The following is a 12680-nucleotide window of genomic DNA, read 5'->3' on the forward strand; positions in this document are numbered from 1 at the left end:
TGCAGGCAAAAGTGCGCCAACCTCGCTTTCCATGGCGAGTCCGGCGAGTAGCTTTATCATATTAACTAAGGTTACCTGAGCACTTGTGAGCCAAATCAAGCTCTTGATATGGGAAAGCGTGCAAGCTTATAAAAACGTGGATGGACAGCTTTCAAAGTAAAATCAATTGAGATTGGCTTAAGAGAAATGGGTTTAAACGTATAGGAGACACATGATTAGCTAGGCTTGCCAGCTAATCATGCGGCTATAGATAGACAACATAAGGCTATAGTTATCAATAAGCTCTGGTTTTCAATAGCGCGCACCTAACCTTATATTTCTTATGAACAAAAAACAGCGGCTCGATGTAGCTCATTGACACTGAGCTACATCGAGCCTAACCATGAATTACAAACTGGCTAATTGGTTCAAAATCCGTTTTTCAGAAATTGGCATGCTAGTGCCGAGCACCTGCGCAAAGCAAGACACTCGCAATTCCTCAATCATCCAGCGCACATCTAGCATAGCTTCTGGCACAGGTAGCGATTTAGGTAGCTTGGCCAAAGCGGCTTGATAAGCCTCAGTCACTCGATTAACTACGTGCATATGCAAGCGGTCACGATTAGGATCCACAGGCAATTTCTGCAAGCGATAATCTATGGCTTGTAAGTAACGCACTATATCCCCAAGGCGCTGCCAACCAGTATCGGCCACAAAACCGCGATACACTAAACTGTCTAATTGCTGTTGAATGCCACTCATAGCAAAGGCGATATCTAAACTTATTTTGCCTTTTAAACGCTTCTTAATGCCATTGTATGCGGTGAGCACTTGCTCGACTTTGAGCGCTATGGCTTCCGCCGTCGGATTTAAATCGGCGCGCACTAATTCACGAGCTTGTTCAAATTCAGCCGCAGTGCGAATGGTTAAACCTTGCTCATCTAACAATTGCTGCACCGCCGCATCAATAATGTCATCAATCAACAATTGCACTTGGCCAAAAGGATTAAAGTACATAGCAAGCTTGGCCTTGTTGGGTAAGGCTTGCTGCAAGTGTTTCACTGGCGATGGCATATTAAGTAGCAGTAAGCGTCGTTGTCCCTGACTATGCTGGCGCAGCGCTTCGTGTTCATCATCAAATAATTTGATAGCAACACTCGTTTTATTGTCCACTAATGCCGGAAAGGCCTTAACTTCATACTGACCACGGCGGCGCTGATATTGCTGCGGTAAATCACTGAAGGTCCAACTGGTGAGCTCAGTTTGCTCAATACCCACATCGGCGACAGCGCGAATCGCTTTAGCCACCACCCCTTGCAAATTGGCTTTAAGGGTATCAAATTCACGCCCGTTAGCGACTACCTTGCCATTATCATCTTCAATCACAAAGTTCATGCGCAAGTGCTTGGTTAAACTTGAAACATCGAAGTCATCAGCACTGATTTTAACCCCGGTCATGCGAAGCAATTGCTTGCATAACGCATCAAGCAAACTGAGATTAGTCTCCGTCATGGCCTGCACTGCGGCTTTGGCATAATCTGGCGCGGGTACAAAGTTGCGGCGTAAGGTTTTAGGCAAGGATTTAATCAAGGCCATGCACTTTTCATGGCGCAGGCCAGGCACTAACCAATCAAAGCCCACATCATCAATCTGATTTAGTAATGCCACAGGAATATGCACAGACACACCATCATCTGCCGCACTAGGCTCAAATTGATAGCTCAACGGTAAACGTAAATTGCCCTGATACCAAAAATCCGGGAAATCCAAGGCCGAGACTTGATGATCCCCCTTTTGCATCAGCATATCGGGATTAAAGTTTAAGTAATCCGCTTGAATGGCTTTTTGCTTTTTCCACCAGCCATATAACTTAGGCGCATTATAAATGCCCTCTGGAATGCGCTCGTCATAAAAGCCCACCAGCACTTCTTCATCCACTAAGATGTCGCGGCGGCGCGATTTATGCTCAAGATCTTCAATATCAACAACCAAAGCGCGGTTATGGCGGAAGAAGGCTTCTTTGGTTTGCAATTGTCCTTCGGCCAAGGCGCTGCGAATAAAGATTTGTCGTGCTTCGACTGGGTCAATGGGACCATATTGCACGCGGCGACGATTGACTATGGTTAAGCCATACAGCACTTGATTTTCAAGGGCGATAACACTGCCCTGTTTAGCTTCAAAATGCGGCTCAAGATAATTCTTTTTAATCAAATGGCCAGCCAAAGACTCTAACCATAACGGGTCGATTTTGGCGCAATAACGGGCAAATAAGCGTGAAGTTTCAGTAAGCTCTGCCGCCATTATCCATTTCGGGCCTTTTTTTGCTAAAGGCGAGCCAGGGAAAACAAAGAAGCGGCGATTACGAGCGCCTAAGTATTCATTGTTGTCATCTTTAAAACCTATATGACTCAACAGACCGCTTAAAATAGCTTGATGCAGATTGTCATAATTAGCCGGCTCGGTATTTAAACGCCATTTAAGCTCGTGCACGCTTTGCTTTAACTGCGCGTATAAGTCTTGCCATTCGCGCACCCGCAAATAGGCTAAGTATTCTTGCTTACATTGTTTTCTAAATTGACTGGCCGATAACTCGTTTCTATGGGTACTTAAGTGTTGCCACATATTGACCCATGCCACGAAGTCAGAATCTTTATCGACAAAGCGTTTATGGGCTTCATCACTGGCCTGTTTTTTGTCAATCGGCCGCTCTCGGGGATCTTGAATCGACAAGCCTGAGGTAATCACCAGCGCTTCATGCAAACACCCCAGTTTATTGGCTTCTATCACCATACGCGCTAAACGGGGGTCGAGAGGAATATGCGCCAGTTGCCGCCCAAGTGGGGTTAAAGATAACTGCCCTTGATGGTCATTTACCGCCTGTAATTCTTGCAGTAATAACAAACCATCTTTAATAAAGCGTTGATCTGGCGGTTGAATAAACGGGAATGCACTAATATCGCCCAAACCGATAGCAAGCATCTGCAAAATGACTGACGCTAAATTGGTGCGTAGAATTTCAGGATCAGTAAATTCTGGTCGGCCTAAGAAATCTTGCTCGGCATATAAACGAATACAAATACCTGGGCCGACACGACCACAGCGACCTTGTCTTTGATTGGCGCTGGCTTGAGAGATAGGTTCAATCGGCAAGCGCTGCACTTTTGTGCGATAACTATAACGGCTGATGCGCGCCGTACCTGGGTCAATCACATAGCGAATACCTGGTACTGTTAACGAGGTTTCGGCCACGTTGGTGGCCAGCACTATGCGCCGCCCACGATGGGATTGAAATACCTTAGATTGCTCGCCATAAGAAAGACGCGCGTATAAAGGCAGCACTTCAGTATCACGGTATTTGCGCTTTAATAATTCGGCGGCCGTGTCACGAATTTCACGTTCACCGTTCATAAAGATTAAGATGTCGCCAAGACCTTCGGCCACCAATTCATCCACAGCCGCAAAGATGCCATCGAGTAAATCAAGATCCGCATCTGTGTCTTGCACTAACGGGCGATAGCGAGTTTCTACTGGATAAGTCCGGCCCGAGACTTCGATGATAGGCGCATTGTTAAAATGGGCCGAGAATTTTTCAACATCGATAGTTGCCGAGGTGATGATCACTTTAAGATCTGGGCGCTTAGGTAATATTTTCTTTAATAAACCTAAAATAAAGTCGATGTTAAGACTGCGCTCATGGGCTTCATCTATGATGAGGGTATCGTATTGATTGAGGAACTTATCACTGGTGAGTTCCGCGAGCAAGATACCGTCGGTCATCAGCTTAATATAAGAATCTGACTGAATAGCATCAGCAAAACGTACCTTGAAGCCCACCACATTACCAAGTGGACTATTCAGCTCTTCTGCCACCCGGGTCGCCACACTTCGCGCCGCTAATCGCCGCGGCTGAGTATGACCAATCAAGCCACGGGTGCCGCGTCCTAGTTCTAGACAGATTTTTGGTAACTGAGTGGTTTTACCTGAACCAGTTTCACCCGCGATAATCACTACTTGATGGGCACTAATAGCCGCTGCGATTTCATCACGTTTTAGTGAGACAGGTAAATTTTCAGGAAAATCAATCTTAGGTCGATTAGCTAAACGTTGCTGCACTTTCTCAAACGAAGCTTCGGCCTCTAATGCTAATGCCGTCATCACGTCATCAGATGCTGCGGTTCGCTGCTTATTGAGACGACTTAGACGCCGGCGAATACGCGCAACATCGGTCTGAAAACACTGGTTTAGGAAAGCGTTGGATAGTGGGTGGTTATCGGAAGTCAAAACCTAATTCCATTGCTAGGAAAAATCAGTCGATCCTAGCAGGGAATCAGGCTAATTGGTATGGTTTGTCATGGGATCAATGCATTAGCTAGCGCTTCTCCCCATGCGCCCCCTTAATCTTGCTGACTTTTACAGCAAAGGGCGAGTTGATACGGTTACCAAAGCCATCTAGTTAGCATTTACGCCCGCAGCGCTTATTCTTGCTGCCAAATCAGCACTTGCGCATCTTCATTGTTTTTACGCGTCGCACGGTACATACCATCAGTATTAAATGGTGTGGCAATATTGCCGCGGTGATCAATAGCTATCACGCCACCCGTGCCACCGGCTTTAATCAGGCGTTTATTTATCACTTGATCAGCGGCTTGGACAATTGATATATCTTGATACTTTACCCGCGCGCAAATATCACCTGCGACTTGATAACGAATAAAATACTCACCGTGACCAGTAGCAGACACAGCGCAGACGCCATTTTCAGCATAAGTACCAGCGCCAATCACAGGTGAATCACCAATGCGGCCAAAACGTTTGGCTGTCATACCTCCGGTTGAGGTGCCGGCGGCCAAATTACCTTGTTTATCCAGTGCTACTGCGCCAACCGTGCCAAATTTATCTTCTAAGGTGAATTGATGGATACTGGCCTGATAATTCTTGTTGTGCTGCTGATCTTGTTTAATTTTTTCTATGGCATTTTGCCATTGCAGCTTGCGAGCATCGGTATCAAAATAATTGGGTGTGACTGTGCTAAAGCCTTGTTCAAGTGCAAATTCCTCGGCGCCTTGACCTGCCAGCATCACATGGGGTGAGTGCAGCATTACCGCGCTCGCTAATTTGATCGGGTTAGCAATATTAGTAACGCCTGCCACTGCGCCAGCATTCATGGTTTTGCCATCCATAATGGCCGCGTCCAATTCGTGACCACCTGCAAAGTTATACACAGCGCCTTTACCGGCATTAAATAGTGGATTATTTTCAAGAATAATAATCGCCGCTGTGACCGCAGCTAAACTATCGCCGCCTGTGGCTAACACATTGTGGCCAGCATCGACCGCTTCTTTTAACGCGGTTCGATAAGCTTGTTTTTGTTCTGCGGTTAATTTGTCAGCAACGATAGTGCCAGCGCCGCCATGAATGGCAATGGCAAAGGGTTTGTCTTCGGCCATCACTGAGCCTGATAACAAGCTTGCAGCCATGGCCAGCGTGGTAAATCTCATACATCCATACTTCATTGAGCTTTATCCTTATCATTAGATTCCCAAGGTTTTATGACATAATTTAACCATTTAGCCAACCTCTATGCTTGCTTGCTCAAAGGATTATGGCGACAATACAACTCAGGATTCGCCTTAGGATGACGTATCTCAGTATGAGAATCTTAGCACTGTGTCTTTTCGTTTTTATTTGTGGCTACTCAGCCGCCAGTCATGCCGACGATACCAAGAAAAACAAGTGGCTAACCATTGAGGTTAATGGCGTAAATAAAGCGCTACGTAGCAACATTGAAGCCCATATCGGTGAACTGCCGACCTCAGCGGTGCAGCGCCGCGCATTTATCTTCAACCTTGAAGACAATATTAAAGCTGCGCTTGAGTCTATGGGGTTTTATCATGGACAGATAAAGCAAGAGATGGCGCAACCGCCTAAAGGCGCTTGGCACTTAGTGTTAAACATCACCCCAGGTGTTGCCACCAAAATATTATGGGTGGATGTGCTGATGGAAGGCGAGATGCTCAAGGATCCAGCCTTTTCCCAGTGGTTAGATAAAATCAGCATTCTGCCTGGCGATCGCCTTAATCAAGGCAACTATGAAAATGTTAAGTCACAATTACTTGGCTTAGCCCTATCACGCGGCTATTTTGACGCCCGCTATTTGCAATCAAAAATTACTGTAAATCGCGATTTAAATACTGCCACTATTACCTTGTCTATGAACTCAGGTGATCGCTACCTCATTGGCGATATTCATTTTGTCGGTAGTGATTTGCGGCCGAAATTGCTCGATAAAATGATCCCGTTTCCGAAAGACTCCCCCTATTCCACTGCGCGTATGGGTCAGCTTAATCGTGATTTATTAGACAGTAATTATTTCTCGGGTATTCAAGTCGTTCCTGTACTTGAAAATACCAAAGATGGCGTTATTCCTATTCGGGTCGAACTCACCCCAAAACCTAACAACACCTTGAATCTAGGTTTAGGGGGGGATATAGGTAATTCCGCGGATAACAAGTTTGACCCACGCGTGAGTGCCACCTGGACCACGCCGCAAATTAACCGCTTAGGCCATTCACAAACCACCACTTTAGAATGGTCTCCTGATCGCCCCAAATTTTTAACCACCTATAGCATTCCCTTGAGTCATCCAGTGAACGACAAACTGCAAATCAAATTTGGCATTACCCGTGATAAGTACGGTGTGACTCAAGAATTTGACCAAGATAAGTCTGACTTTGTGAATACTGGGCAGTTGGAGTCCACCAAATACCAATTTGGTTTATTGCGTCAGCAAAAGTTAGATAACAACTGGCTACTAGGTTATTCCGTTGAAGGGATAAGAGAATTTTACGATCAAGCCGGCATTGAGTACGACCCAACCTTCGTGATGTTCGGTATAGGTGCCCAGCAAACCGTGCGCAGCGATAACAGCCTAGATCCTAAAAATGGTTATCGTCAGACCTATTCGATTCAATATGCCGATCCGTCATTAGGCTCAGCGATTCGCTTACTGCGCCTGCAGGCTAGCGGTATTTTGGTGCATACCTTTTTTGAAAAGCATAGATTTGTCAGTCGCATTGATTTAGGAGTCGATTTAGCCCGTGATGACGATCTGGCCATGATCCCGCCATCATTACGCTTTTTTGCGGGCGGCGATCAGAGTATTCGTGGTTATAGCTATCAAGAACTGGGGCCCTATTTGGAATATACAGGCAGTAATGGCGTCCTTAATCGTGAAGTCTTCGGTGGCCGATATTTGATGGTCGGTAGTCTTGAGTACCAATACTATTTGACGCCAACGTGGCGATTAGCAGCCTTTATCGATGCGGGTAATTCCTTTGATAAGGATCAATTTACCCCAGTAATTTCTGTAGGCCCGGGGATTCACTGGATATCACCAGTGGGCCCTATCAAATTAGATATTGGTTTTGGTCTTAAAGAAAGTGAAACTCAAGACCAACCTTGGCGAATTCACTTAACTATGGGGACAGTGCTATGAGTCAAGTCCCTGATGAACCTAATGCCGTCCAAACTGATAAAACTGAGACGCAAACGGCTCTACCAACCAATGGCGCCAAAGACGCCCAAGCTCAGACAACTAAGCCCAAACGATCGCGCTCCAGTCGGTTTTGGTTATGGGTACGCAACAGCTTAAGACTGGTCATTTATATACCGCTATTGCTATTAGTACTCGCGGCGCTACTTATCGGCACCCCTTTTGGTAGCCGGGTGAGTGTAATGCTTGCAGACAAATTTGTGCCAGGGCTTGATATCAGTTATCACAGCGGCACGCTTAACCAGGAAATTAGCGTTGAGCATGTCCATTGGCAAATGCCAGGGATAGATGTCAAGACGCAGAGGCTCAGCCTTAACTGGGACCCTTTATGTTTATTTAACCGCCAAGTATGCGTCAACGCCCTTGATGTCGCTAAAGTCACTGTGGCCATTGATACCGATGCCATTCCCACGGGTGATGCCACTGAGACTAACGCTAGTGATGAGCCTGATACCTTACTCACTTTGCCTATTAGCATTAATCTAAATCGCAGTGAGCTTAATGATATTAAGATTCGAGTCAATGACATGCAGTTTAATAGTCATCGCCTTGAGCTTTCGGCCTTATGGCCTGATGCTGTGATTGAAGTGAACCATCTTTATAGCGATGGCCTAGAAGTTATTATCCCGTTGGCGGCAGACTTAGCCGACTCAACAGCAACAGAGACAGAGACAGCAACTAGCACAGAGGCTAAGCAAGAGAGCAAGACCGCGGCACAAGCGAAACCTGAAGCTAAGCAGCCTGAAACTAGCACTGACAAACAACATCCACACAAAGATGATAGCCCTTGGGCTCTTGCCCACATGCCACACTTATTTATTCCAGTCGCTGTGGATGTGCAAGATTTACGTTTAGATAATTCAGCCTTACGCATTGGCGACCGCCAAGATGTATTTAGCGTTATTGAACTGATAGCAAGCCTTCGCGGCACTGAGCTTAGCGTCGATAAACTTGATGCCGAGCACAGTTATGGCAAATTAAGCGTAAACGGCCACATGAGCTTTACTCACACTTGGCCACTAAATTACCAAGCACACTTAACGCTCAATCAAGGCAGTTTTTTAGCCGACATGCCGCCATTAAGTGCTGATGTTGCCGTTAAGGGAGACTTTAGCGAGCTTAATACCGATGTTAGCGTCACAGGTGAACTCGCGGCAAATTTGCGGGGACAAATTAACTTACAACAGCCAGAACTGCCTTTTAGTCTGCATGGTCAAAAGATAGATTTACATTGGCCTTTAGTAACACCCGATTATCAAATTAAGTCGGGTGCTATCTTAGTCAGTGGCAACTTAAACTCACAATTAGCCGCAGTATCAGGCTTTGTTGATAGTCCTTTTAGCCCAACCTTAGTGCTTGCGGCCGATATGCTGCATGAAAATGAGCAACTGACGATTAAGCAGTTAAGCATGTTGCAGGAACTCACCAGCGTTCACCTTAAGGGCGAGCTTAATTATCAACAAGAGTTAACTTGGAAAGCCAACCTCGCGATTGCAGGTTTTAACCCAGCGTCTATGACCTTGCCTTTATCTCAACCACTGCCAGAAGGTCTATTGGCCCTGAACTTAGATACTCAAGGATTAGTGGATGGCGATAAATGGCAAGCCAGTGTTACTAATACCGAAGTGAGTGGCACCCTCAAGCAAGAACAAGTCAGTGCTATGGGGAATATCAGCATAGATAACAACTTATTTATCATCGCCGATAATTTTACAATCGATGCCTTAGGCTCGCACTTATCGCTTAATGGTCAGTTAGCTAAAGAGTGGCGCCTAAATGCCGAACTAGACGTCCCAGACATGTCAAAGTGGTCTAATGATGCCGCTGGTAAACTGCATGCCAAAGTTGATTTAACCGGCACCGAGGCGGCGCCTAAGCTAGTGGCCAGCGCTGACTTATTAAATGCCAGCTACTTAAGTAATAGTTTGGCTAAGTTAACCCTCGATTTTAACGCTGTACTTAAACAGCAGCGGCAATATACCTTAGCTATCAAGGGGCAAACGGCCAAAGCCGGCGCCATGGAAATAAGCGAGCTAAATCTTAATAGCCAAGGCAATAGTAAAGACCAACAGACTGAACTTGATGTTAAAGGCACTGTCGATGTTGACACTAAAATCATCACCAACTTCAACGAGGCCAAGCAATATTTAACGGGGCAAATGACGGCGTTCAATGCCACTACCCCGCTTGGTCGGTGGATTTTAGATGATCCCGTCAATCTCAATTGGTCGCAAACAAAAATGCTCGGTCAATTTAGCCCTTTGTGTCTTAAGCAAGCCAATAACCAAGTGTGTTTAAGTACTGAGTCAGGGGTGGGTGCGCGCGGTGATACTCAGTTAAGCTTTAGCGGCGCCCCAGGTGAAGTACTTAAACCTTTGTTGCCTCCAGGCCTTGAATGGCAAGGACTCGCGCGATTAGTCGCCAACGCCGCGTGGTCACCCAATACTAAACCTAAGGCACAATTAGTACTGCAGTTACCTGAAGGCCATTTAATTGTCTCACGTCAAAATGAGCAAAATGTGGATGTGCCCTATCAAAAGGTAGAAATAGCGGCCGAGCTTAATCAGCAACAATTAACCACCAGATTGCAAGCCAGCGCAGGTCAGCAGATGAGCATAGACAGCGCTATTGATATTGCAGTTACCCCAGATAGGAGCTTGACCGGCCATTTAACTATCGAGCACGGTGATTTATCCACTTGGCTGCCCTTTATTCCACAATTGGCCATATTAAAGGGCGAAGTGACGACCCAAATTGCCATTGGTGGCAGCTTGGCACAACCGCAACTCACAGGTAACGTGACGATTAATGGCGGCGCGATTGCAAGTAATGCTAACCCGACGTTAATTGAAGACGTGAATTTTAGAGTCAATTTTGAGCGCCAACAAGCATCGACGTTTGCCACTTGGAGGATGGGGCATGGCGCTGGCAGGCTAGATGGTGATGTCGATTGGACCACAGGTGAACCGCTTGGCACTATCAATATTCATGGTGAAAAACTTGATGTGATTGCGCCGCCTTTGGCGATTTTACAAGTGTCACCTCAGTTAGTGCTAGAAATGAAACCAAGTAATCTGCATCTCAAAGGCAAGGTCACTATTCCATCGGGCGCCATTACCATAGTGCAATTAGCCCCTGGCGGCGTAGCGCTATCAAGTGACGTGGTATTTAATGACTCAACGTCTGCCGAGCAGCAGCAAAGTGCACCTTTCCCTTTCAGTACCGATCTTAATATCCAAGTAGAGCCCAATGTTGCCATTCAAGGCTTAGGCTTAAAAGGCAATCTCAGTGGTAACCTTAATTTGCAGCAACAAGTTAATCGGCCACCGTTTTTATTTGGTGAAGTTAAAGTTGTCAACGGTAGTTATCGCTTCCTTGGGCAAACACTGCAAATTAACGTAGGGGAATTGCAATTTACAGGCCCCGCAGATGTGCCCAACCTAAACATTGAAGCGATTCGTGCCATTAAAGAAGAAAACGTGACAGCGGGCGTGCGCATTACCGGTACGGCCAAAAAACCTGTGGTCACGCTATTTTCTAACCCACCAAAAGAACAGGCTGAAATTTTATCTTACATCATCAAAGGCAGCGGCTTTAGTAATGGTGACGATAGCAATGATGCCCTGATGATGGGCGCAGCATTAGCCCTTGGTAATCAACTCGGCGGCGGTGCCATGTCAGAAATTGGTAACACAGCCACTAACCTGATTGAAAAGTTTGGTTTTAATAATGTGCAGCTAGATACCAATGATGATGGTCAAGTTGCCATCAGTGGCTATATTGGTGAAAAGCTCATGGTCAAATACGGTGTCGGTGTGTTTAACCCAGGCTATGAACTCACAGTCAGGTATTACCTATTAAGCCGACTTTACCTCGAAACGGTATCAGGTACGCTTGGGCAGTCGTTAGATATCTATTACAGTTTTGATTTTTAACTGTATTTTGAGTGAGAGCTCTCGCCTGCGGCCTAGGTTTGGATAGGCGCGATTAACGCCTTAAAGCTAACCGGGCTATATTGCAGACATAAAAAAAGCGCCTTAGGCGCTTTTTTTATGTCTATCCAAAGTTGCTATTAAGCAAATTTGAAGTCAACGTGCTCGATCAGAGGCTTATATACGTGACGTTGGATATCTTGTACACGTACTTTAACTTCTTTACCTTCCAGAACGATAGTCAGTTCTGAAGTGTAGAAACCTTCGCTAGCTTGCGCATTGATGATGTCTTTATGAGCAAAAACGATAGAAATTGCTTCATAACCAACGCCATAAATTACGGCAGGAACCAAACCAGCGTGACGCAGGCGGCGGCTCGAACCTTTCCCTGTTTCAGTACGGGTTTGTGCTTGAATAGTGTAAGACATAAGTTTCTCACTTAAATAAAAATAAATTACGTGTCAGTATTTTCGACCAATACTGACCCAAATAAAGCGCGCGGATATTACCATGCCAACGCGCCAGAACACAAGCGTAATCAGGCATCACCACGAACGCACTGGCCCGCAGTCGACATGCACAAAACCAGATCGCGGATAAAAACCTACCCCGCCGAGCTTCAACGCTTTGGCGGCATCGCGAATATCACCTAAGGGAGTACCTGGAATGGCCAGATCAATCGCCATTCCGCGCGTATGATAACTGTGTTTAGCCACCCCTTTGCTTTTGGAAGCCAGCATGGCATTGGTTTTCAGCGAACGATAACCAGAAATAACTTGAATTTCTTTATTGGTGTTTAAGCTCATATGCAGCTTAAACAAAATGTCATAAAGACGCTGATCCATGGCAAACACATCATTGGTACGATGATCCCTTAATAAATGGTTAAAACCGTCCATGACTTGCGACTGATAATCGCCATTGACCCAATAAGTACCAACATCGCGTTCGCCTGTATGAAGATTATAAAGACTCAGTTTACGAACATCTGTGGTTGAGCGACTTGCCAACACAGGTGTCGGCAAAGCACACGCCAACGCAGCGCCCCCAAGACCTAACAAAAACTTTCTTCTTATATTGCAAAAATTAGACAATGTGTTACTCCACTAAGTCAACATGGAGAAAGAAGCTATCGACTATTGCGACTAAGATCAAGTTCTAGACTGGATAAAATCTGCGCAGATTTAGCAAAATCAAATCAATCAAAGGCTTACTTA

At 45.8% G+C, this 12680-nt stretch carries 6 protein-coding genes; 2 read left to right on the plus strand and 4 right to left on the minus strand.

The window, feature by feature from the left end:
• Nucleotides 1–387 precede the first annotated feature (387 nt).
• Both hrpA and FJQ87_RS11345 read right to left on the minus strand, forming a co-directional pair.
• Entirely contained in the window at nt 388–4260 is a 3873-nt protein-coding gene (gene hrpA, locus FJQ87_RS11340; RefSeq protein ID WP_140932731.1) for an ATP-dependent RNA helicase HrpA, read from the minus strand.
• Between the two features lie 194 nt (nt 4261–4454).
• On the minus strand, nt 4455–5477 hold the full coding sequence (locus tag FJQ87_RS11345) for an isoaspartyl peptidase/L-asparaginase (protein WP_140934089.1): 1023 nt from the start codon (nt 5475–5477) through the stop codon (nt 4455–4457).
• Nucleotides 5478–5629: 152 nt separating this feature from the next.
• Between FJQ87_RS11345 and FJQ87_RS11350 the strand changes: the two genes are divergently transcribed.
• Complete coding sequence (locus FJQ87_RS11350; protein WP_140932732.1) at nt 5630–7474, plus strand: autotransporter assembly complex family protein; 1845 nt, start codon at nt 5630–5632, stop codon at nt 7472–7474.
• A complete protein-coding gene (locus FJQ87_RS11355; RefSeq protein WP_140932733.1) occupies nt 7471–11466 on the plus strand; it encodes a translocation/assembly module TamB domain-containing protein in 3996 nt (1331 codons plus the stop codon). Before FJQ87_RS11350 ends, FJQ87_RS11355 begins: the two co-directional genes overlap by 4 nt.
• A 137-nt stretch (nt 11467–11603) precedes the next feature.
• On the opposite strand, the gene rplY is transcribed toward FJQ87_RS11355, so the two are convergent.
• Together rplY and FJQ87_RS11365 are read right to left on the minus strand one after the other, a co-directional pair.
• On the minus strand, nt 11604–11891 hold the full coding sequence (rplY, locus tag FJQ87_RS11360) for a 50S ribosomal protein L25 (RefSeq protein WP_140932734.1): 288 nt from the start codon (nt 11889–11891) through the stop codon (nt 11604–11606).
• 117 nt (nt 11892–12008) lie between these two features.
• Complete coding sequence (locus FJQ87_RS11365) at nt 12009–12557, minus strand: DUF882 domain-containing protein (protein WP_140932735.1); 549 nt, start codon at nt 12555–12557, stop codon at nt 12009–12011.
• Nucleotides 12558–12680 lie beyond the last annotated feature (123 nt).

The organism is Shewanella sp. SNU WT4 (assembly GCF_006494715.1).
Taxonomy (GTDB): Bacteria; Pseudomonadota; Gammaproteobacteria; order Enterobacterales; family Shewanellaceae; genus Shewanella.